This is a genomic window from Citrobacter sp. FDAARGOS_156 (assembly GCF_001559235.2).
In the GTDB taxonomy this organism is placed as follows: domain Bacteria; phylum Pseudomonadota; class Gammaproteobacteria; order Enterobacterales; family Enterobacteriaceae; genus Citrobacter; species Citrobacter youngae.
On sequence record NZ_CP014030.2, the window covers coordinates 1419970 to 1441909 of the forward strand.

Genomic DNA, 21940 nt, shown 5'->3' on the forward strand with positions numbered 1-21940 from the left:
TCGGGATTGTCAATATCAGAATGATGGTAATTTCAGGTAGAGATTATTCCTGGATTTTGGTTTTTTGTTGAACGTCACAAATATGTAACCTTAAGTTAAATTGATTCACATTTAAGAATTTCCGCACAGGACACAGACGCCCGCAGGGAAATGTGCGAGGATGCTGTTCAACGCTGAACTTCCACCGGAGCTGTTATGAACCTGCCTGTAAAAATTCGCCGCGACTGGCATTATTACGCGTTTGCCATTGGGCTGATCTTTATTCTGAATGGCGTGGTGGGATTATTGGGTTTTGAAGCGAAAGGATGGCAAACCTATGCGGTGGGGCTGGTTACGTGGGTGATTAGCTTTTGGCTAGCGGGACTTATTATTCGCCGCCGCGCCGATGAGGATGAAGATGTCAAGGATGCCCAATAGTTATCGGGCATCCTGTCTGCTTTTACATGCTGGTTTTCAGCGCGCTATCGGCAGCGTGGCGCTCCAGCGCCAGCTCGATCAGACGTGTGATCAGATCGGTATAGCTTAAGCCGCTGGCCTGCCACAGTTTGGGATACATACTGATGTTGGTAAAGCCCGGCAGCGTGTTGATCTCGTTGATCACCACGTCATTCTCTGCGGTCAGGAACACATCCACCCGCGCCATCCCGGCGCAACCCAGCGTCTGGTAAGCCTGAATAGCGATCTCACGGATCTTGTCGTTAATTTCTGGGGCAATCGCCGCCGGAACCACGACTTTGGCCCCGTTATCGTCAATATATTTGGTATCGTACGCGTAAAAATCACTGTTCAGCACGATCTCGCCACAGGTACTGGCCTGCGGATGATCGTTGCCCAGCACCGCGCATTCTATTTCGCGACCTTTGATCCCTTGCTCGACCACAACTTTATGATCGAATTCAAATGCCAGTGCGATGGCCTGGTTGTACTGTGCTTCACTGGTCACTTTACTGACGCCAACGGACGACCCCTGGTTGGCCGGTTTCACAAACAGCGGCAGGCCCAGGCGGGACTCGACCTCGGCAAAGCCGATGCTGTTGCGATTGGCGCGAGTTAGCGTAATAAATGGCGCGATGTTTAATCCGGCATCGCGCAGCAGACGTTTGGTGACGTCTTTATCCATGCAGGCTGCAGAGCCCAGCACATCTGAACCGACGAACGGCAGATTCGCCACGCGCAGCATGCCTTGCAGTGAACCATCTTCACCCAGCGTGCCGTGCACAATTGGGAAAATAACATCGACCGTTGGCAGCGGCTGACCATTTTGCGCATCGATTAACTGATGTTCTTGTTTACCCGGCACCTGCGCCAGACTGGTCGCGGAGGGACGCAGTGCAATATGTGCCGGATCGTTTGAATTGAGCAGATAGTTACTGGCATCGCTCACGTGCCACTGCCCTTGTTTATCAATACCTAACAGCACAACGTCAAAGCGAGTCTTGTCGATGGCATCGACAATATTTTTTGCCGATTGCAATGACACTTCATGTTCCGCTGATTTACCACCAAATACGATTCCTACCCGCAACTTTGCCATCTTAAAAACCCATTCCTTGAATGCAAAGCACATACATTACCACGACAAAACGCAGGATTCCTCGGCTTCTGGCAGATTGTTTTGGTGGATTCCCCGGGAATGAATACGCACAAACCCACAGGGCATGTTAGAAGCATAATTCCCTGTATATAATGTGGATTTGATGTGATGAATATCACAAATATGATGAGCGGGGAGATAAAATACTAAACTGTGAAACATCGTACCTCTGGACCCTCGTTTGAAGGCGTAATTTGTTAAGCTGCTCGCAGTTTTCAGCTACTTACCGTTATGAGTCCTTATGGAATCCTGGAGAGTTAACCTTATTTCCGTGTGGTTCGGTTGCTTTTTCACCGGACTGGCGATCAGCCAAATCCTGCCTTTTCTACCGCTCTATATCTCCCAACTGGGAGTAACCTCGCACGAAGCGCTCTCAATGTGGTCCGGGTTAACGTTTAGCGTCACGTTTCTTATTTCTGCCATTGTTTCACCGATGTGGGGCAGTTTAGCTGACCGTAAAGGGCGTAAGCTGATGCTGTTACGGGCCTCACTGGGTATGGCAATTGCCATTTTGCTGCAGGCATTTGCCACTAACGTCTGGCAGCTTTTTCTGCTGCGCGGGGTGATGGGGTTAACGTCGGGATACATTCCTAATGCGATGGCATTGGTGGCGTCGCAAGTCCCGCGCGAACGCAGTGGTTGGGCGTTGAGCACGCTCTCAACGGCGCAAATTAGTGGAGTGATTGGCGGGCCGCTGATGGGCGGTTTTATTGCCGACCATGTTGGTTTACGTGCGGTATTTTGTATTACCGCCGCGCTGTTGGTGGTGAGTTTTTTGGTCACACTGTTCTTAATTAAAGAGGGTGTCCGACCAGTGATTAAAAAAAGCGAGCGTTTAAGCGGGAAAGCTGTTTTTGCTTCGTTACCGTATCCCGCGCTGGTCATTAGCCTGTTTTTTACCACCATGGTGATTCAACTGTGTAACGGCTCAATTGGCCCCATTCTGGCGCTGTTTATCAAATCGATGGTGCCAGATAGCTCAAATATTGCCTTTCTCAGCGGCCTGATTGCCTCAGTACCGGGCATTTCTGCTCTGATTTCCGCGCCTCGACTTGGTAAATTAGGCGACCGTATTGGTACTGAGCGGATTTTAATGGCGACGTTAATATTCGCGGTAGTGCTGTTTTTCGCCATGTCGTGGGTTACCACGCCGTTGCAATTGGGAGTTCTACGTTTTCTGCTTGGCTTTGCCGACGGTGCAATGCTGCCTGCGGTGCAAACGCTATTAGTGAAATACTCCAGCGAGCAGATTACCGGGCGCATCTTTGGGTATAACCAGTCGTTTATGTATCTTGGCAACGTCGCTGGACCCTTGATGGGGGCAACCGTATCGGCCATGGCGGGTTTCCGCTGGGTCTTTATCGCTACCGCGAGCATTGTGCTTATTAATATCTGGCAACTGGCTATCGCGTTGCGACGCCGGCGTCTCGCTCGCTGAATGGCGGATTAACAACGCGGGTTGCCAGCGTTGTTAATCCATAATTGAAGATTATATATCTGGGTGACTATTAATCTCCTTACCCTTTTATATTGAATTATTCTGCAGAAAGCGTTATTCCCCCTTATTTTGTGTTGTGATTGTTTTCGCAAAACGTTTTATTTCTGCAATAAATACAACTTTCATCCTCTAGGAAGTTGTGAGTCTTAGTGATAACGTGGCCTTTATTTGGTTAAGGGAATACGAAAATGAAAAATCTCATCACTGAGTTGTTACTTAAGCTCACCCAAAAAGAAGAAGAGTCGCAAGACCTGGCCGCGCAAGTCGCAACGTTAGAGCGGGTCATCATGGAAATGCTGCGCAACATGGCAACAAATGAGCAGCAAACACTGATTCGTCAAATAGAAGACGCGCTGGCAGGGGTAAGTCAAATGCCTGCATTTCTGACGACCATGCACAGTGCTGGCGAGAACGTACCTAAAACGTGTTGAGATATCTGCAGATACTTATCCACGAATTATCATAAAAGTGTCACATCAAATACTTATAGTCGCTTTGTTTTAATTTTACCGTATTTGTACATGGAGAAAATAAAGTGAAACAAAGCGCACTCGCTATTGCCCTGTTACCCTTGCTGTTTACCCCGGTTATTCATGCAGAAACATCTACCGTAGCGGCTATGGATAATCGTGCCGCACAGGGAGATATCACCACACCGGGTGGCGCGCGTCGATTAACGACTGATCAAACGGCAGCACTACGAGATTCTTTGAACGATAAACCGGCCAAAAATATTATTTTATTGATCGGTGATGGTATGGGGGACTCGGAAATTACCGCTGCGCGAAATTATGCAGAAGGCGCCGGTGGTTTTTTTAAAGGTATTGATGCGTTACCCCTGACCGGACAATACACGCACTACGCGTTGGATAAAAAAACGGGTAAACCTGACTATGTGACCGATTCCGCAGCCTCTGCGACGGCATGGACGACCGGTGTTAAAACATATAACGGTGCGCTGGGCGTTGATATTCACGAAAAAGATCACGCCACTATTCTGGAAATGGCTAAAGCTGCCGGTCTGGCGACAGGCAACGTATCCACTGCTGAATTGCAGGATGCCACCCCCGCCGCGCTGGTTGCGCATGTGACGTCGCGTAAATGTTACGGACCGAGCGTCACCGCTGAGAAATGCCCGACGAATGCGCTGGAAAAAGGCGGTAAAGGGTCAATCACCGAACAATTATTGAATGCCCGCGCTGACGTTACGCTGGGCGGCGGGGCAAAAACCTTTGCTGAGACCGCAGCTGCGGGCGAGTGGCAGGGGAAAACGCTGCGTGAACAGGCTCAGGCCCGTGGCTATCAGATGGTCAGTGATACCGCGACGCTGGCAGCCATTACCGAAGCGAATCAGGATAAACCGCTGTTAGGTTTGTTCTCTGACGGCAACATGCCGGTACGCTGGGAAGGGCCAAAAGCGTCTTACCACGGTAACCTTGATAAGCCAGTCGTGACCTGTACGCCAAATCCAAAACGTAACGACACGGTGCCAACGCTTGCCCAGATGACGGATAAAGCGATTGAGCTATTAAGTAAGAATGAAAAAGGCTTTTTCCTGCAGGTAGAAGGCGCGTCCATCGATAAGCAGGATCACGCCGCAAACCCGTGCGGTCAGATTGGTGAAACGGTCGATCTGGATGAAGCTGTACAGCGCGCGCTGGCCTTCGCGAAGAAAGACGGCAACACGCTGGTTGTCGTGACCGCTGACCACGCGCATGCCAGCCAGATTGTTGCGCCAGACACCAAAGCCCCTGGCCTGACTCAGGCGCTGAATACCAAAGATGGTGCGGTGATGGTTATCAGCTATGGCAACTCGGAAGAGGAATCTCAGGAGCATACCGGCAGCCAGCTGCGCATTGCTGCCTATGGCCCGCATGCGGCGAATGTGGTAGGCCTGACCGATCAGACTGACCTGTTTTACACCATGAAAGCGGCGTTAGGTCTGAAGTAACCTGCTATTTGGTCACTTAATTTTAATAATGAGGTGGCTATTTCTGCGTCAGCAACCAGACTTACTACACGTCATCCTTCAGGCAGCCAACATCGAGGTTGCTTGAAAGGTGACGTGTAGAGTGAATACTCACAACAGGATGGTGCTATGAAAATAACATTGCTCGTTACCCTATTATTTGGCCTGGTTTTCTTAACTACCGTCGGCGCTGCCGAGAAGACGTTAACCCCGCAACAACAGCGTATGACCACCTGCAACCAGCAGGCGACGGCGCAGACCTTAAAAGGGGATGCCCGGAAGACATATATGAGTGATTGCCTGAAAAACAGTAAGTCTGCGCCTGATGAAAAGAGTCTGACGCCGCAGCAGCAGAAAATGCGTGAATGCAACGTTCAGGCAACAGAGCAGTCGCTGAAAGGCGACGATCGTAAAAAATTTATGAGCGCTTGCCTGAAAAAAGCTGCGTAATACATACGGGTGAGCGGATAAAATCGCTCACCCGAAATATCATACTTCCGCCGCCAGACCCCTTTCTATAATTTGGGAAATTTGTTTCAGAATATTCCCAAATACGATGAATGATGAAAACTTTTATCAAAAGAAGGCCGTACCGAATGAAGCATTTATATCGCTTCATCAAAACGACCACCAACGTTCCGGTCTGCGATTTGCCCGACGGATAAGACTGCCTCGCGCAGTCGGGCTGGGGGGAATGTTTTTCCCCATTGCGTCGGTATTAGTCTCGCAACCCATAACCGGAGGTTGGTGGCTGTTACTGGTGGGATGGGCGTTTGTCTGGCCGCACCTGGCGTGGCAGTTGGCGAGCAAAGCGGAAGATCCGCTGTACAGTGAATTTACGAATATTAAAACCGATGCGATCCTCGCTGGCATGTGGGTGGGGATCATGGGGGCAAACCTGCTGCCATCCACGGCGCTACTGATGATTATCTGCATTAACCTGATGGGCGCAGGTGGGGTGCGATTATTCATCGCTGGCGTCGTGTTGATGGTGGTTTCATGTCTGGTGACGCTACAGTTAACGGATATTCCGGTCGTGTTTAGCAGTACGCAACTGAGCGTGCTGTTGTCGCTGCCAGTACTGGTGATTTACCCGCTGCTGTTTGCCTGGGTTAGCTACCAGACGGTGATCAAATTGGCGGAGCATAAACGCCGTCTGCAGGTAATGAGTACGCGGGATGGAATGACCGGCGTTTATAATCGGCGCCATTGGGAGCTACTGCTGCGCAATGAATTTGATAATTGCCGTCGTCAGCAACGTGATGCCACGCTGCTTATTATCGATATCGACCATTTTAAGAGCATCAATGATACCTGGGGTCATGATGTTGGGGATCAGGCGATTGTTGCGCTGACGCGTCAGTTGCAAATGACGCTGCGCGGCAGTGATGTGATTGGGCGTTTTGGTGGTGATGAGTTTGCGGTAATTATGTGCGGAACACCTGCAGCCAGCGCCATCGCAGCGATGTCGCGCGTCCATGAACGACTTAGCCAGTTACGCTTGTCCTGTGCTCCGCAAGTAGCCCTGCGGATTAGCGTCGGTGTTGCTCCGCTGACTTCTGAAACAGAGCACTATCGGGAGTGGTTGAAGTCAGCGGATATGGCGCTTTACAAAGCAAAGAATGCCGGACGTAACCGTACTGAAGCGGCGGCCTGACGTCCGACTTGCACTCAGGATTTGCTGAGTTTCTCTGATTGTTCCATGCACTTAACCATCGCTTCGATGACTGATGAACGGAAGCCGCGTTCTTCGAGGACGCGCACTGCCTCAATGGTGGTTCCGCCAGGCGAGCACACCATATCTTTCAGTTCTCCAGGATGTTTACCCGTTTCCAGTACCATCTTCGCCGATCCCATGACCGCCTGTGCCGCGAATTTATATGCTTGCGCGCGTGGCATGCCGCCCTGAACGGCGGCATCCGCCATGGCTTCGATAAACATAAACACATAGGCCGGGGCTGAACCACTGACGCCAACGACCGGGTGAATCATCGATTCTGCGATGACTTCGGCTTCGCCAAAGCAGCGGAAAATATTCAACACGTCAGCAGTATCTTCCGGAGTTACCAGCGCATTTGGGGTGACGGACGTCATTCCTGCATTGACCAATGACGGCGTGTTAGGCATTGCGCGGATAATTTTACGGTCATGACCCAGTGCGCGGGCGAGTTGATCGAGGGTGACGCCCGCCGCAATGGATACCACCAGGGAATCTTTGTTCAGGCTGGAGGTGATTTCACTCAGCACTTTAATCATGATGCCTGGCTTCACGGCACCAAAGACAATATCTGCAATCTGCGCGACTTCTTGCGCAGATTGCGCCGCATTTATGCCGTACTGATCGTGCAGTGCTGCGACTTTATCGGGAGAGGGGGTATAGACCCAGATTTGTCCGGGGAGTACCTGGCCGCTGGCGATCAGGCCGCCAAGAATCGCTTTACCCATATTTCCGCAGCCGATAAAACCAATTTTCTTGTCCATCTTGTCACTCCCTATGCGTGATATTCATTGTTTTATACCCGTCATCCTTCAAGTAACTTGAATTATTTAGGGTAAATCTGGGAAAGCTAAGCTTAGCGCGGAATGAAGGCGTTCAGAAGAAGAAACAGCGCTTTGCCTGAAAGTAAAAGCACGAGACAATGTGCAATTGCACATGTGTCTGGAGGTGTTATGACGATTTGGGTGGATGCGGATGCGTGTCCGAATGTGATTAAAGAAATTTTATATCGGGCCTCCGAGCGGATGCAGATGCCGCTCATTTTGGTCGCCAATCAGAGTTTGCGCGTTCCGCCTTCGCGTTTTATCCGCACCTTACGTGTTCCGGCCGGGTTTGATGTCGCCGATAACGAAATTGTGCGCCAGTGCAGCGCTGGAGACCTGGTTGTCACGGCGGATATCCCGCTGGCCTCTGAAGTCATTGAAAAAGGCGCTGCGGCGCTCAACCCGCGCGGTGAGCGCTATACCGAGGCAACGATCCGTGAACGTCTGACGATGCGTGATTTTATGGATACGCTGCGTGCCAGCGGGATCCAGACCGGGGGACCTGACAGCCTTTCGCCGCGTGACAGGCAACATTTTGCGGCTGAACTGGACAAGTGGTGGCTGGAAGTTCAACGTAGAAAATAATAATTGTAATTTATTTTTTACACTTTCTTCGTTGTGAATTCTTGTTATAGTAGGGTTTAATCAATTTTATCGCCTTATTGGAATCTATTCTTTACACTTTGGCGACGTACTAGTTTGATGGTATGATTATAACTTTAACAGCATCAGATCCCGCTTACCTGCGGTTCTCTGGGGAACTTCTGTGATGACACAACCGCTTTATCTTGTTGGCCCCCGGGGGTGTGGTAAGACGACAACCGGTATGGCGCTGGCGAAAGCCATCGACTTTCAGTTCGTTGATACCGATCGCTGGTTGCAATCACATCTGCAGATGACGGTGGCTGAAATTGTTGAAAGAGAAGGATGGGAAGGTTTTCGCGCCCAGGAAACGACCGCCCTGCAGGCCGTTACGGCCCCCTCAACAGTCGTAGCGACCGGCGGCGGTATTATTCTTACTGAATATAATCGTCACTACATGCGTAGTCACGGCATGGTCATCTATTTAAACGCACCAGTATCGGTACTGGTAAACCGCCTGGAAGAGGCGCCTGAGGAAGGATTGCGCCCGACGTTAACTGGCAAGCCATTAACCGAAGAAGTGCAGGAAGTGCTTGAGCAGCGCGATGCGCTGTATCGTGAAGCGGCGCATTATATTGTTGATGCGACGAATGAACCTTCGCAGGTTGTGGCTGATATTCTTGTGATACTGTCGCAAGCCCGGTCACGGCTACAGGGCGGAGCTTATTGTTAAGGGCTTCCCGATATAGACCGACCTTTCCACTCCATCCCGGGCGTGCAGACATATTATCTGTCCTCTGCCGGAGCGTGCCTGTATCACAATTTTCGAACCTCCTGCTATACCGCGGAAAGTGAAAATTAAGCGATAACAATATAGTACTGGAATGATTAGGAATCTTTACACTATGCATCGCCGATCTGCTGCTACGCTTTTGAGCATTTGTAGCGCTAGCGCTGGTCAGTACCCGGCATTTGTCCGGGAATTCACGGCAAAGTAAGAAGACGGTGGAGCAACAAATGAGTACGTCGTTGGCTATCCTCACGATTGGTGTTGTGCCGATGTGTGAGGTGTTACCGCTCCTGACGGAATATATCGATGAACAACACATTACTCACCACAGCCTGCTGGGACAGATGCGGCGAGAAGATGTGATGGCCGAGTATGCGGTCTCGCCCGGCGACGAGTCGTTATTGACGCTGCTGAGCGACCATCAACTGGCTCATGTCTCGCGCCAGAAAGTCGAACGCGATTTGCAAAGTATTGTTGAAGTGCTGGATAACCAGGGTTTTGACGTTATTTTGCTGATGAGCACGGCCTTAATTACCCGCCTGACGGCCCGCAATAGTATCCTGCTGGAGCCTTTACGAATTATTCCTCCCCTGGTGGCCTCAATTGTGGAAGGGCACCAGGTTGGGGTGATTGTGCCGGTCGCCGAGTTGCTCCAGGCCCAGGAACAAAAATGGCAGGTGCTACAGACGTCCCCCGTCTATGCCGTGGCAAACCCGATTCACGGTTCTGAACAACAGCTGATTGATGCCGGAAAAGATCTGCTTGAGCAGGGCGCGGATGTGATCATGCTGGATTGTTTGGGTTTTAACCAACGCCATCGTGATTTACTGCAAAAGTCTCTGGATGTCCCGGTTCTTCTGTCTAACGTACTGATTGCCCGACTGGCATCCGAGTTGCTCGCTTAATTTTGCGTGACAGGTACAACGCCAGGCCCCTATATTGGTTATCAACTTAATCACGAGATAGGGCCAGTTGTATGCTTCAAAGTAATGAATACTTTTCCGGCAAAGTAAAATCGATCGGTTTTACCAGCAGCAGTACTGGCCGCGCCAGCGTTGGCGTTATGGCTGAAGGTGAATATACCTTTGGTACTGCGGCGCCTGAAGAGATGACGGTCGTCAGCGGCGCACTGAACGTGCTGCTGCCGGGGGAAACCGAGTGGAAAGTGTATGCCGCAGGGGACGTGTTTAACGTACCGGGCAACAGTGAGTTTCATCTGCAGGTGGCAGAGCCAACATCCTATCTTTGCCGCTATCTGTAAGCGTAAAAATAGCGAATGGCGACACTGAGCCGCCATTCGGTAAACACGGCTTAGCGCTGCGCTTCGCCGCCTAATCCTTCCACCAGGCTTTTAATCAGCGCCGCCAGTTCACCCGTCATCAGGATGAAATCGGCATCAAAACGCTGAGCATAATCTTCGCGGTCGATATCTTCGTTCTGATCGCGCAGCTCGTCGCTAAACTTCAGACGCTTAATGGAGCCGTCGTCACACATAACGAACTGAATGCGCTGCTGCCAGTCGAGGGCCAGTTTGGTGACCAGTTTGCCTGCTTCGATGTGTACGGCAATTTCATCGCAAACCAGATCCTGTTTCTTCGCGCGGATCACGCCGCCGTCTTCCAGCATCGCTTTCAGTTCGGCTTCGTCCAGTAACTGGAATCCCTGTGCCGTTGTGCCGGAGCGAACCCATTCGGTCAGCGTTAGCTCAATAGGGTTTTCCATCGTCAACGGGACAACCGGCAGTGAACCGAGGCTTTTACGCAGCAGCGCCAGCGTATCTTCCGCTTTCTTCGCGCTTGCACAGTCGACAATGATCAGATCGTTGACGGTGTCGATCCACATCATTGTCTGGCTGAAGCGGCTAAAGGCGCGCGGCAGCAATGAGTGCAACACTTCATCTTTCAGCGAGTCTTTTTCGGTCTTTTTGAGCTTGCGACCCTGCTCAGCTTCCAGTTTGATTATTTTTGCTTCCAGCGCCTGTTTGATAACCGGCGACGGCAGAATTTTTTCTTCTTTGCGGGCGCAGATAATAATTTGGCCATTGGCGGTATGCGTTAATGCATCGCTGTGCGATCCCATCGGCGGAACCCAGCCCATTTTTGCCATATCCTGGCTACCGCAAGGGGTGAACGTCATTGATGCCAGCTGTTTTTCCATCTCTTCGGCACGCAAAGAAACATCGCGGCTAAGACGGTAAACCATTAAATTTTTGAACCACAGCATGATAATTTCCACGGCCTTGTCGTTAAATCCAGCGGGCATGATAGCGAATTGTCGCTATGCTTGCATTGTTAATCGGGAAGAGGAGCAAACAGTGCGTATAGGTATCGATTTGGGCGGTACAAAAACGGAAGTTATCGCGCTTGGCGATGCAGGCGAACAGCTTTTTCGCCATCGCCTGCCTACGCCGCGTGATGATTATCGGCAAACGATAGAAACCATCGCCGCGCTGGTGGAGATGGCGGAAAAAGCCACCGGGCAGATGGGAACCGTGGGGATGGGCATTCCAGGTTCAATATCGCCCTATACCGGGGTGGTGAAAAATGCCAACTCGACCTGGCTCAATGGACAACCCTTTGACAAAGACCTGAGTACCCGACTGAACCGCGAAGTCCGCCTGGCAAACGATGCTAACTGCCTGGCGGTGTCTGAAGCGGTGGATGGCGCGGCGGCGGGGGCGCAAACCGTGTTTGCGGTGATAATTGGTACCGGCTGTGGTTCCGGCGTGGCGCTAAATGGCCGGGTGCATACCGGTGGGAATGGCACGGCGGGCGAGTGGGGGCATAATCCGCTGCCGTGGATGGACGAAGATGAGCTGCGCTATCGGCAGGAAGTACCCTGTTATTGCGGCAAGCAAGGCTGCATTGAAACCTTTATCTCAGGGACCGGTTTTGCCACTGATTATCATCGCCTGAGCGGAAATCCGCTAAAAGGCAGTGAAATTATCCGTCTGGTTAACGAACAGGATGCGCTGGCGGAACAGGCGCTGAGCCGATATGAATTACGCCTGGCGAAATCATTAGCGCATGTGGTGAATATTCTCGATCCGGATGTCATTGTACTGGGCGGGGGAATGAGCAATGTCGACAGGCTGTATCAACACGTCCCGACGTTGATGAAGCAGTTTGTTTTTGGCGGTGAGTGTGAAACGCCTCTGCGCAAGGCGTTACACGGTGACTCCAGTGGCGTGCGCGGCGCGGCCTGGCTGTGGCCGCAGGCATAAACGTTTATGTCGCGGGTGCAACCTGTTGTTGCACACCGCGCTTCAGGCGACCATAGATCAGCAGTGATGACATCGCGGTAAAAGACAGTAGAGCCGCAGGGATCGTGACGTAGTTGTAGGCAAAACCCAACGTCAACATTAAGCCGCCGAAGTAAGCGCCAATTGCGCTACCCAGATTAAAGGCCATTTGCCCACCGGCCGCCCCCAGCAGTTCACCGCCCTTCGCGTTTTGTAGCAGTAAAATTTGTAGCGGTGCTGATAGCGCAAACAGACCCGCGCAGCAAATAAAGGCGAACGTCAGCGAGGCGGTTTTGATGCCGCCGAATGCAAACAGCAGCAGCAGGGCCAGTACAATCACAAAATCAGTTACTACCGCAATGCGTAGCGGCGTGTAGCGACCAGACAGTCGACCGCTCAGCAGGTTGCCCAACACCATCCCCAGCCCAACCAGCATCATGATGAAAGTCATCAGCGTTTCGGAGAAACCAGAGATGTACATCATGTAGGGTTTTACGTAGCTGAACCAGGCAAAAACACCGGCGTTCCCAAACATGGTGGCGGAGAAAATGAGCCACGGTGCGGGACTTTTCAGAAAGTGAAATTGCTCGCGTAGCCTGCCTTTTGCTTCGTCGCGGAGGTTGGGTACCCAAAACATAACCGACAGAATAACGGCGATGTTAAACACGGCAATTAGCAGAAACGTGTAGCGCCAGCTAAACGTCTGACTCAGCCAGGTGCCAATGGGAATGCCAATCAGATTGGCGACGGTCATGCCGGAAATCATACCCGCCACGGCGGCGGTAACTTTACCAGGGCGCGCCAGCTTTGACAGGATAATCGCGCCGACGCCAAAAAATGCCCCGTGTGGAAACCCGGAGACCAGCCGGCCTACCGCCAGCATAAAATAGCTGGAAGAGAGGGTGAAGATGGCGTTACCGACGACACAGAGTGTGACCAGAAACAGCAGAATATGCTTAAGCGAAAAACGATTGGAAAACACGGCAATAATGGGTGCGCCGATGACAACGCCAAAGGCGTAAAACGAAATCATATGGCCAGCATCGGGGATGGATATGCCCACGTCACGCGCCAGTTCGGTTAAGACGCCCATAATGCCAAACTCGGCCATGCCCAGCCCAAACGTCCCGAGGGCTAAAGAGAAAATGACTTTTTTCATACTACCTGCCAACAATAAAGACGCAGGATGTGCGCCACAGCGCTGAATGCTCGCCGTCAATAAAGGGATAGCTTGCGGATAAGAAAAAGAGATTGCCATTTCATATCCGTCTTCGTGTATTCACGATCGTGCTATGTATTATGCCGGATGGTGCTTACGCTTATCCGGCCTGTGAAACCACACCCACAGGGTGATTACTCCACCGCAAACATCTTGTCGAGTTTGCTGTAACCTAATCCATTGATTTTTTTAACCTTGATTTGCACGGGAATACGTTCTTTCATCGCTTCAACGTGGCTTATCACGCCAATGGTTTTGCCAGTGGCGTTCAGGGCATCCAGCGCGTCGAGGGCGGTATCCAGCGTTTCACTGTCCAGCGTGCCGAAACCTTCGTCGAGGAACAGGGAGTCAATACGTGTTTTGTGACTGACCAGGTCGGACAACGCCAGCGCCAGCGCCAGGCTCACGAGGAAGCTCTCGCCGCCGGAGAGCGTGCGGGTATCACGCACGGCATCGGCTTGCCAGGTATCCACCACTTCAAGTTCCAGCGCCTCACTGGCCTTGCGTTGCAACAGATAGCGACCGTGCAGGCGGGTTAACTGGTTGTTGGCCAACCAGACCAGGTTATCCAGCGTCAGTCCCTGGGCAAATTTGCGGAATTTATCACCTTCTTTCGAGCCGATCAGCGCATTCAGGTAACCCCAGTCTTCGACCAGCAGTGAGGCCTTTTCAATCTCTTGCATCAGGGTCTGCTGCTGCTGGCGGTTTTCGGCATCCTGCCTGAGCTGCTGGCGAATTTCGCCCTGGCGCGTGGTGTTATCCCGCAGTTGTTGCGTGAGCTGCGCCAGTGCATCGCGAAGATAGTCCACGGTGAGTGTGAGATCCGCGCCGGCAGGCGGTTGCTGCTGATGCGTTGCCAGCGCCTGCTGAGCCTGGTTAAGCAGCGTTTGCGCCTGTTGTAGCTGGCCTTCCAGCGATTGCTTAAGCTGCTCAAGATGGTTAAACGCCTCTTCATCAAGCAGGGCGGCAAGGAAGGTGTCGCGATCGGCAAAGATGCTGGCCTGCAATGCGCTATCAAACTGTGCCTGAATCTCTGCTGCGCGTTGTGCCTCCTGGGCTTCCTGCTGTTGCAACGATTGCCACTGGCCCTGTAATGAGAGGCAGTCATCGTGCACCTGCCGCCAGTTTTCCAGCGCCAGGCTTTCTGTCGTTTCTTCCTTCGCGCCGGTTTCGGGCAATGTTTCCAGCAATGGCGCAAGCTGTGCCATTTTCGCCTGGAGCTCGGTCAGTTCATTTTGGCGACGCTGCCACATCTGCGCTTCGCCCACACGTGCGTTAAGCCAGGCGGTGATATCGTCATCGGCAGGAAGCGACAGACCGTAGCGGGCTAATTCAGCGAGAAGCGTAGTCTGCCGCTGTTCAATATGCAGTTGAAGCTGGGTTATCTGTTCGGAATGTGCAGTAATTTGTGCCTGCAGGGCATGACGCAGGCTCAACTGGTGAAGCTGTTGTTCGTGCTCTTCCTGAGCGGCCAGCCACGGGGCAATGTCATCCTGCGGTTGTAGCGTGACGTTGAGGCTGGCGGTGACGGTCTGCCACTCTTTAGTAAGTGCTTGCTCCTCCTGAGAAAGCGTCTGTACCTCGCGTTCATCGCGCTGTAGCTGTTGGGTTATCGCGTCGAGCTGCCCGCGTAGCGTTGACCCCTCATCGGCCAGCGTTTTGACCTCTTTTTCTAATGCCTCACGCCGCGCCTGATTGACGCTGAGTTCGAGGGTCTGATAGTGCTCAATGGCCGGATGTGTCGTGGAGCCACAAAGCGGACAAGGCTGTCCGGACTGCAGTAAAGCACGCTGGCTTTCCAGATCTTTAATCCGTGCTTCCTGTTCGCAGAGCGTTTTCACATCGGTCAGATGCTGATTTTTATCTTTATAGCGCTGACGTTTTTCTGCCAGGGCCGCGTTGCGTTGTGCTTGCTCCTGCTGGCGCTGCTGAATTGTGGTGCGTAGCTGTACCAGTTGTTTTTGTTTCGGCGCAATTTGTCCATGCAGATTGCTCAGTTGCTGGCGTAATGGACGCAACTGTGAGTGCTGCGCCAGCGCTACCGTGACCTCTTGCGCGCTAAGGGCCAACGAGGGAAGCGGCAGTGCATCCAGCTTGCGCACGTCGCTGTCGCGTAGTTTTTGCCACTGACGTAGCTGCTCGTTAGCGTCAGATTGCTGTGCCAATAGCGCTTTCCATCCTGCCAGTTCGCTGCTCCATAAGCGGAAACGGTCATGTTCGTTCAGCCAGTCGGTTAGCGCCTGCTGTTCGGTGAGCAGGGTCGCCGACTGTTTTTGTGCCTGCTGACGGATGCGCCCGCGCAGCGCTAAGCTGCTTTGTAAGCGAGCATTCACTTCCTGAATATTCTGTCGTGTTCGGCGGAGCGTGGCGGATTGTTCCTGAATTCGCTCCCAGTACGGACGCAATGCTCTGGCGGGATGTGCCAGGCTGAGTGTCGCCAGCTGCGGTTGTGCTTTATCTTGCGCCTCTTTTGCGGTCTGTAATGCTTGCTGGTGGCGGCTTACTTCTGCCTGTAGCTCATTTTGTCGGATGAGCCAATTAAGATGCTGTTGCTGGATTTGCTGACGGGTAAGATGCTGTTTTTCTTCGTCAGTAAGTACCTGCAAACTTTCTGTCAGAGACTGTACCTGCTCTGGTGCTAACAGCGCCACGCCGCTGGCCTGGGCCTGCAGTTTTTCCAGCTCCGTACGCGCTGCTTTGTGCTTTTCAAACACCATGGCGGAGATTTGGCCGTAAATCTCTGTGCCGGTCAGCTCTTCCAGCAGTTCGGCGCGCTCTTTCGGTTTGGCATTGAGAAATGCGGCAAACTGGCCCTGAGACAGCAGCATCGAGCGGGTAAAACGGCCGTAATCCAGCCCGGTAAGCTCGGCGGTCATTTCCAGCTTGTCTTTAACTTTATCGGCGAGAATTTTGCCATCGGCGCAACGAGCCAGTTCGACACGCGGAACCTGCAGGTTACCTTCTGGTTGATTGCGCGCGCGGTTCTGGCTCCAGAATGCGCGATAGGCTTCGCCTCTGACTTCGAATTCAACTTCGGCCAGACATTCCGCCGTATCGCGGGTCATCAGGTCGTTTTGCGACTGCGATACGGTATTGAGTCGTGGTGTTTCGTGGTACAGCGCGAGGCAAATGGCGTCCAGTAGGGTGGTCTTCCCGGCACCGGTTGGACCGGTGATGGCGAACAGCCCGTTGCTGGCAAAAGGCTCTGCCGTGAAATCAACTTTCCATTCCCCTTTCAGAGAGTTGAGGTTTTTCAGACGCAGGCTGAGAATTTTCATGCTTCGGTCTCCCCGGCGAGCGTGTGTAAGGTTGTGCTAAACAGCTGATTCAGGCGCTCACGCTGTGGATCGTCGAGTTCTTCCAGTGCCAGACGGCGGTCAAACACCTCCGTCACGCTTAATTCACTCAACGTTTCACGTCGTTCATTGGCCATGATGCGCTCGCGTTGTTCACGACTACGACGCACCAATAAGACTTCTACCGGTAAGTCTTCGGTCAGAGTCTGGATTTTGCGCTGCATATCATGCAGATAGTCATCGGTCGCGATTTCTATATCTAACCACACCGGCGGTTCCTGTTGCGTGCCACGCCATTGTTCCAGCTGTGCGCTAATCGTCGCTAAATCGCCTTTCAATACGGCAAGTTGTTGGGTTACGGGTACGATGAGGTTTTCAACGGCGCTCAGCTTACCGTTTTCAAAGCTCACCAGGTGGACGCATTTGCTTTTGCCGCACTCGTCAAAACTCAGTGCAATCGGGGAGCCGCAATAGCGAATATGTTCCGTACCGCCGATGACCTGTGCCCGGTGAATATGTCCCAGCGCGATGTAATCCGCCGGTGGGAAATTTTGTGCCGGAAAAGCATCCAGCGTCCCAATATAAATATCGCGTACGGCGTCACTTTTACTGGCGCCGACGGTGGTCAGATGCCCTGTCGCAATAATTGGCAGATTCTGGTCGCCACGCAGCGCGCAGGCGTCCTGATATTGCTGTTGGTAATAGTCGGTGATTGCACCTAATAAATGCTGCTGTTTTTCTTGCCCGGTCAACCCAGCCTGGCTGGTAATGATGTCGCGCGGACGTAAGAAAGGAACCGGACACAGGATAGCCCCCGGCGTGCCGTCGCGTTGCGGCAGTACCTGCGGCGCATGGCCGGCGCTGGCAACGACCGTGGTGTTGAGGAACGCCAGAATATCGCGAGATTCATTGAGTGTGGCAACGGAGTCATGGTTTCCTGCCAGCACGACCAGATGACAGCCTGTTTGCTGTAGGTTGACAACAAAACGGTTATACAACTCGCGGGCGTAGCTTGGCGGTGAACCAGTATCAAAAATATCACCTGCCACAATAATGGCATCCACCTGATGGGATTGTGCCGTTTCCAGCAACCAGTCGAGAAAGGCCTGGTGTTCAGCGGCGCGGCTCTTGCTGTAGAAATTTTGGCCCAGATGCCAGTCAGACGTGTGGAGGATGCGCATAAGAGTTCCATGACAAAAAAACGATGGCGGAGATTATAACCTTGCAAGGACGGTAATATCTTGTTTCCGGGCTGTCATAATTCGCCTGGCTGCGTTAAACCTGGACTATCTTTTCATAAATCTGTCATAAAAGTGACGCATAATGCCACGGTATTGATGGCAAACGATTTAATTATAAACAGGGCAAATCATGGCGAGACGTATTCTGGTCGTAGAAGATGAAGCTCCAATTCGTGAAATGGTCTGCTTCGTGCTCGAGCAAAACGGTTTTCAACCCGTAGAAGCCGAAGACTATGACAGTGCTGTGAACCAACTTAATGAACCCTGGCCGGATCTCGTCCTGCTTGACTGGATGCTTCCCGGCGGCTCGGGTCTACAGTTTATTAAACACCTCAAACGGGAAGCGATGACGCGGGATATCCCCGTGATGATGCTGACGGCGCGCGGTGAAGAAGAAGACCGTGTGCGGGGTCTGGAAACCGGTGCGGATGACTATATTACTAAGCCGTTCTCTCCGAAGGAGCTGGTGGCGCGTATTAAAGCCGTTTTACGACGTATTTCCCCCATGGCGGTGGAAGAAGTTATCGAGATGCAAGGGCTGAGTCTTGACCCTACCTCGCACCGTGTGATGACCGGCGAGGATCCACTGGATATGGGACCCACCGAATTCAAACTGTTGCACTTCTTTATGACCCACCCTGAGCGCGTCTACAGCCGTGAACAACTCCTCAATCATGTCTGGGGAACCAATGTCTACGTGGAAGACCGGACAGTGGATGTGCATATTCGTCGGTTGCGTAAAGCGCTGGAGCATAGCGGACACGATCGTATGGTGCAGACGGTTCGCGGGACGGGATATCGTTTTTCGACCCGCTTCTGACTGACAAGAATCATGGCCTGATGGATTAGGCCGTAAATGGAGTAAGACGTTTGCTAGAACGATTGTCATGGAAAAGGTTGGTACTGGAGCTGATCCTCTGCTGCATACCGGCTTTTATCCTTAGCGCTTTTTTTGGTTATCTACCCTGGTTTTTACTGGCGTCGGTAACGGGCCTGCTTATCTGGCATTTCTGGAATTTATTACGTTTGTCCTGGTGGCTATGGGTCGACAGAAGTATGACGCCGCCGCCGGGGCGCGGCAGTTGGGAGCCGTTGTTATATGGGCTGCATCAAATGCAGCTGCGTAACAAAAAGCGCCGTCGCGAATTGGGTAACCTCATTAAACGCTTTCGCAGCGGCGCCGAATCACTGCCCGACGCAGTGGTGCTAACCACCGAAGAAGGCGGGATTTTCTGGTGTAACGGACTGGCACAGCAGGTTTTAGGGTTACGCTGGCCGGACGATAGCGGGCAAAATATCCTTAATCTGCTGCGCTACCCGGAATTTACGCTGTATCTGAAAACACGCGACTTTAGTCGGCCAATTAATCTGGTACTCAACACCGGACGGCATCTGGAAATTCGCGTGATGCCCTACACCGATAAGCAACTGCTGATGGTGGCGCGTGATGTTACGCAGATGCATCAACTGGAAGGTTCCCGACGTAACTTTTTCGCCAACGCCAGTCATGAGCTGCGCACGCCGCTGACGGTGCTGCAAGGCTATCTGGAAATGATGCAGGAGCATCCGTTGGAAGGGACAACGCGCGAAAAAGCGCTGCATACCATGCGTGAACAAACGTACCGTATGGAAGGGTTAGTGAAGCAACTGCTAACGCTGTCAAAAATTGAGGCTGCGCCGACGCTGCAACTGAATGAGAAGGTCGATGTGCCCATGATGCTGCGCGTGGTTGAGCACGAAGCGCAAACGCTGAGCCAGCACAAACATACGTTTACTTTTGATGTTGATAACAGCCTGAACGTGCGGGGTAACGAGGAGCAGTTGCGTAGCGCTATCTCGAATCTCGTCTATAACGCGGTGAACCACACCCCTGCGGGAACGCACATTACCGTACGCTGGCAGCATGTGGCCTCGGGGGCGGAATTTTGTGTGGAAGACAACGGTCCAGGTATTGCCGCCGAGCATATTCCACGCCTGACCGAGCGTTTTTATCGCGTAGATAAAGCGCGATCGCGGCAAACGGGCGGTAGCGGACTCGGGCTGGCCATCGTTAAGCATGCCCTGCATCATCACGACAGCCGTTTGAATATCGACAGCGAACCAGGCCAGGGAACGCGATTTAGTTTCGTGATCCCGGAACGTTTAATTGCCAAAAATAGCGGTTAAAACGTATTCGTAAGTTTATCTTTCCAAAAGCCAGCGCGAGCTGGCTTTTTTTGTTGTAGTCAATAAGTAGCTCCTGAATTTTACGACGTTTGATTGTTTTTTGTTCGCATGATTACCCATGTCTTTTTCCAGGGAATGGTGTTTTGTGCTGGTTCAATTTTTCATATCACTATATTGTTCTGGTTTTTAGATCCCACCTTGCTTTAAAACGTTATAAGCGTTTAAATTGCGCATCAAATGCTGTCATACCGACTGCATTTACGCGGTAAATCGAAAAACTATTCTTCGCCGCGCCAGACCGGGAGAATTTCCCGCTGGAATTGCTTAAAAATGCCGCTGTATCATCCCGCAGGGAAAGGCAGAAAATTAAACGTTTTCAACACCACATCCACAGGCAGTAAGACTTTATGACCCATCAGTTAAAATCGCGCGATATTATCGCACTGGGATTTATGACATTTGCACTGTTCGTTGGTGCAGGTAACATTATTTTCCCCCCAATGGTTGGTTTGCAGGCAGGCGAGCACGTCTGGACCGCGGCCTTTGGCTTCCTGATTACCGCCGTAGGCCTTCCGGTACTTACCGTGGTCGCATTGGCGAAAGTGGGCGGCGGTGTGGACAGCCTGAGCACGCCTATCGGTAAAGTTGCCGGTCTGCTGCTGGCTACCGTCTGCTATCTGGCCGTGGGGCCATTATTCGCCACGCCGCGTACCGCAACGGTTTCGTTCGAAGTTGGGATTGCACCGCTGACCGGTGATTCTGCGCTGCCGCTGTTCATCTACAGCGTGGTCTATTTCGCGATTGTGATTCTGGTGTCACTGTATCCCGGCAAACTGCTGGATACCGTGGGCAACTTCCTTGCTCCATTGAAAATTCTGGCACTGGTTGTGCTTTCCGTGGCGGCGATTGTCTGGCCAGCGGGCCCGATCAGCAATGCGATGGAAGCCTATCAAAACGCGGCATTCTCGAATGGCTTTGTGAACGGCTATCTGACGATGGATACGCTGGGCGCGATGGTATTTGGTATTGTTATTGTTAACGCCGCCCGCTCGCGTGGCGTTACCGAAGCGCGTTTGTTGACCCGTTACACCGTCTGGGCTGGGCTGATGGCGGGCGTGGGTTTAACGCTGCTGTACCTTGCGTTGTTCCGTCTGGGTTCAGACAGTGCGACGTTGGTCGATCAATCTGCTAACGGTGCGGCAATTCTGCATGCGTATGTTCAGCACACCTTCGGTGGTGCAGGCAGCTTCCTGCTGGCGGCGCTGATTTTCATCGCCTGTCTGGTCACCGCGGTTGGCTTGACCTGTGCGTGCGCAGAGTTCTTTGCCCAGTATGTTCCACTGTCTTATCGTACGCTGGTATTTATCCTCGGCGGCTTCTCGATGGTGGTTTCTAACCTGGGCCTGAGCCATCTGATTCAGATCTCTATTCCGGTGCTGACGGCTATCTATCCGCCATGTATCGCACTGGTTGTATTAAGCTTTACCCGCTCATGGTGGCATAATTCTTCCCGCGTCATTGCACCTGCGATGTTTATCAGCCTGATTTTTGGTATCCTTGATGGCATTAAAGCTTCTGCAATTGGCGATGTCTTACCAGCCTGGACCCAGCGTTTACCGCTGGCGGAGCAGGGGCTGGCGTGGTTGATGCCAACAGTCGTGATGGTGGTCCTGGCCGTTATCTGGGATCGCGCAGCGGGTCGACAAGTGACCTCCAGCGCACACTAATATCACTGACAATAAGTTTTAACCACGGGGCTATTAATATGGCCCCGTGGTTTTTTTATTGTGTTAACAGGTTAGG

At 52.3% G+C, this 21940-nt stretch carries 20 protein-coding genes; 14 read left to right on the plus strand and 6 right to left on the minus strand.

Annotation, left to right across the window (positions count from 1 at the left end; translation table 11 throughout):
• Positions 1-195 precede the first annotated feature (195 nt).
• On the plus strand, positions 196-417 hold the full coding sequence (locus AL515_RS06880; protein WP_005120949.1) for a DUF2754 domain-containing protein: 222 nt from the start codon (positions 196-198) through the stop codon (positions 415-417).
• A 22-nt stretch (positions 418-439) separates the two neighbouring features.
• Here the strand turns inward: AL515_RS06880 and ddlA are convergent, their stop codons facing one another.
• Entirely contained in the window at positions 440-1534 is a 1095-nt protein-coding gene (gene ddlA, locus AL515_RS06885; RefSeq protein ID WP_061068801.1) for a D-alanine--D-alanine ligase, read from the minus strand.
• Between the two features lie 301 nt (positions 1535-1835).
• Here ddlA and AL515_RS06890 point away from each other — a divergent pair, with 301 nt between their 5' ends.
• The 5 genes from AL515_RS06890 to adrA all read left to right on the plus strand — a co-directional run bounded on the left by AL515_RS06890 (position 1836) and on the right by adrA (position 6718).
• Positions 1836-3032, plus strand: a complete 1197-nt coding sequence (locus tag AL515_RS06890; protein ID WP_048212465.1) for a multidrug efflux MFS transporter — start codon at positions 1836-1838, stop codon at positions 3030-3032.
• Between the two features lie 248 nt (positions 3033-3280).
• A complete protein-coding gene (locus tag AL515_RS06895; protein ID WP_061067401.1) occupies positions 3281-3523 on the plus strand; it encodes a sigma-S stabilization anti-adapter protein IraP in 243 nt (80 codons plus the stop codon).
• 104 nt (positions 3524-3627) lie between these two features.
• Positions 3628-5043 carry an alkaline phosphatase gene (phoA, locus tag AL515_RS06900; protein ID WP_061067402.1) on the plus strand — a complete coding sequence of 472 codons (1416 nt, stop codon included), beginning with the start codon at positions 3628-3630 and terminating at the stop codon, positions 5041-5043.
• Between the two features lie 147 nt (positions 5044-5190).
• Complete coding sequence (gene psiF, locus AL515_RS06905; RefSeq protein ID WP_048212462.1) at positions 5191-5511, plus strand: phosphate starvation-inducible protein PsiF; 321 nt, start codon at positions 5191-5193, stop codon at positions 5509-5511.
• A gap of 91 nt (positions 5512-5602) precedes the next feature.
• On the plus strand, positions 5603-6718 hold the full coding sequence (gene adrA / locus AL515_RS06910) for a diguanylate cyclase AdrA (RefSeq protein ID WP_101741821.1): 1116 nt from the start codon (positions 5603-5605) through the stop codon (positions 6716-6718).
• Between the two features lie 14 nt (positions 6719-6732).
• On the opposite strand, the gene proC is transcribed toward adrA, so the two are convergent.
• Complete coding sequence (gene proC, locus AL515_RS06915) at positions 6733-7542, minus strand: pyrroline-5-carboxylate reductase (protein WP_048212460.1); 810 nt, start codon at positions 7540-7542, stop codon at positions 6733-6735.
• 189 nt (positions 7543-7731) lie between these two features.
• On the opposite strand from proC, the gene AL515_RS06920 reads away from it, so the two are divergent.
• The 4 genes from AL515_RS06920 (at position 7732) to ppnP (ending at position 10235) form a co-directional block, all read left to right on the plus strand.
• Positions 7732-8187 carry a YaiI/YqxD family protein gene (locus AL515_RS06920; protein ID WP_048212459.1) on the plus strand — a complete coding sequence of 152 codons (456 nt, stop codon included), beginning with the start codon at positions 7732-7734 and terminating at the stop codon, positions 8185-8187.
• A 184-nt stretch (positions 8188-8371) separates the two neighbouring features.
• Entirely contained in the window at positions 8372-8917 is a 546-nt protein-coding gene (gene aroL / locus AL515_RS06925; protein WP_048212458.1) for a shikimate kinase AroL, read from the plus strand.
• A gap of 284 nt (positions 8918-9201) precedes the next feature.
• Positions 9202-9879 carry an AroM family protein gene (locus tag AL515_RS06930; RefSeq protein WP_061067404.1) on the plus strand — a complete coding sequence of 226 codons (678 nt, stop codon included), beginning with the start codon at positions 9202-9204 and terminating at the stop codon, positions 9877-9879.
• A gap of 71 nt (positions 9880-9950) precedes the next feature.
• The gene (ppnP, locus tag AL515_RS06935) at positions 9951-10235 is read left to right on the plus strand and encodes a pyrimidine/purine nucleoside phosphorylase (protein ID WP_003021477.1); all 285 of its coding nucleotides are present in this window, start codon (positions 9951-9953) and stop codon (positions 10233-10235) included.
• A 50-nt stretch (positions 10236-10285) separates the two neighbouring features.
• Here ppnP and rdgC read toward each other — a convergent pair whose 3' ends face one another.
• Positions 10286-11197, minus strand: coding sequence for a recombination-associated protein RdgC (gene rdgC, locus AL515_RS06940; protein WP_048212456.1), 912 nt, complete (start codon positions 11195-11197; stop codon positions 10286-10288).
• 91 nt (positions 11198-11288) lie between these two features.
• Here rdgC and mak point away from each other — a divergent pair, with 91 nt between their 5' ends.
• A complete protein-coding gene (gene mak / locus AL515_RS06945; RefSeq protein WP_061067405.1) occupies positions 11289-12197 on the plus strand; it encodes a fructokinase in 909 nt (302 codons plus the stop codon).
• A gap of 4 nt (positions 12198-12201) precedes the next feature.
• Here the strand turns inward: mak and araJ are convergent, their stop codons facing one another.
• The 3 genes from araJ to sbcD all read right to left on the minus strand — a co-directional run bounded on the left by araJ (position 12202) and on the right by sbcD (position 17911).
• Complete coding sequence (araJ, locus tag AL515_RS06950; RefSeq protein ID WP_048212620.1) at positions 12202-13374, minus strand: MFS transporter AraJ; 1173 nt, start codon at positions 13372-13374, stop codon at positions 12202-12204.
• 194 nt (positions 13375-13568) lie between these two features.
• Positions 13569-16712, minus strand: a complete 3144-nt coding sequence (sbcC, locus tag AL515_RS06955) for an exonuclease subunit SbcC (RefSeq protein WP_061067406.1) — start codon at positions 16710-16712, stop codon at positions 13569-13571.
• On the minus strand, positions 16709-17911 hold the full coding sequence (gene sbcD / locus AL515_RS06960) for an exonuclease subunit SbcD (RefSeq protein WP_061067407.1): 1203 nt from the start codon (positions 17909-17911) through the stop codon (positions 16709-16711). Before sbcD ends, sbcC begins: the two co-directional genes overlap by 4 nt.
• A 190-nt stretch (positions 17912-18101) precedes the next feature.
• Between sbcD and phoB the strand changes: the two genes are divergently transcribed.
• The 3 genes from phoB to brnQ all read left to right on the plus strand — a co-directional run bounded on the left by phoB (position 18102) and on the right by brnQ (position 21864).
• Complete coding sequence (gene phoB, locus AL515_RS06965; RefSeq protein WP_003021496.1) at positions 18102-18791, plus strand: phosphate response regulator transcription factor PhoB; 690 nt, start codon at positions 18102-18104, stop codon at positions 18789-18791.
• A 50-nt stretch (positions 18792-18841) separates the two neighbouring features.
• Positions 18842-20137: a phosphate regulon sensor histidine kinase PhoR gene (phoR, locus tag AL515_RS06970; RefSeq protein ID WP_061067408.1), complete on the plus strand. Its 1296-nt coding sequence runs from the start codon at positions 18842-18844 to the stop codon at positions 20135-20137.
• Positions 20138-20544: 407 nt separating this feature from the next.
• Complete coding sequence (gene brnQ / locus AL515_RS06975) at positions 20545-21864, plus strand: branched-chain amino acid transporter carrier protein BrnQ (protein ID WP_040232748.1); 1320 nt, start codon at positions 20545-20547, stop codon at positions 21862-21864.
• The last annotated feature ends 76 nt before the right edge of the window (positions 21865-21940 follow it).

Bases quoted from the DNA above. Each gene is read 5' to 3' on its own strand.
- AL515_RS06930 (WP_061067404.1), top strand. From the start codon at position 9,202: ATGAGTACGTCGTTGGCTATCCTCACGATTGGTGTTGTGCCGATGTGT.
- brnQ (WP_040232748.1), top strand. From the start codon at position 20,545: ATGACCCATCAGTTAAAATCGCGCGATATTATCGCACTGGGATTTATG.
- AL515_RS06890 (WP_048212465.1), top strand. From the start codon at position 1,836: ATGGAATCCTGGAGAGTTAACCTTATTTCCGTGTGGTTCGGTTGCTTT.
- aroL (WP_048212458.1), top strand. From the start codon at position 8,372: ATGACACAACCGCTTTATCTTGTTGGCCCCCGGGGGTGTGGTAAGACG.
- araJ (WP_048212620.1), bottom strand. From the start codon at position 13,374: ATGAAAAAAGTCATTTTCTCTTTAGCCCTCGGGACGTTTGGGCTGGGC.
- sbcC (WP_061067406.1), bottom strand. From the start codon at position 16,712: ATGAAAATTCTCAGCCTGCGTCTGAAAAACCTCAACTCTCTGAAAGGG.
- psiF (WP_048212462.1), top strand. From the start codon at position 5,191: ATGAAAATAACATTGCTCGTTACCCTATTATTTGGCCTGGTTTTCTTA.
- sbcD (WP_061067407.1), bottom strand. From the start codon at position 17,911: ATGCGCATCCTCCACACGTCTGACTGGCATCTGGGCCAAAATTTCTAC.
- ddlA (WP_061068801.1), bottom strand. From the start codon at position 1,534: ATGGCAAAGTTGCGGGTAGGAATCGTATTTGGTGGTAAATCAGCGGAA.
- AL515_RS06920 (WP_048212459.1), top strand. From the start codon at position 7,732: ATGACGATTTGGGTGGATGCGGATGCGTGTCCGAATGTGATTAAAGAA.
- phoB (WP_003021496.1), top strand. From the start codon at position 18,102: ATGGCGAGACGTATTCTGGTCGTAGAAGATGAAGCTCCAATTCGTGAA.
- proC (WP_048212460.1), bottom strand. From the start codon at position 7,542: ATGGACAAGAAAATTGGTTTTATCGGCTGCGGAAATATGGGTAAAGCG.
- AL515_RS06880 (WP_005120949.1), top strand. From the start codon at position 196: ATGAACCTGCCTGTAAAAATTCGCCGCGACTGGCATTATTACGCGTTT.
- AL515_RS06895 (WP_061067401.1), top strand. From the start codon at position 3,281: ATGAAAAATCTCATCACTGAGTTGTTACTTAAGCTCACCCAAAAAGAA.
- ppnP (WP_003021477.1), top strand. From the start codon at position 9,951: ATGCTTCAAAGTAATGAATACTTTTCCGGCAAAGTAAAATCGATCGGT.
- rdgC (WP_048212456.1), bottom strand. From the start codon at position 11,197: ATGCTGTGGTTCAAAAATTTAATGGTTTACCGTCTTAGCCGCGATGTT.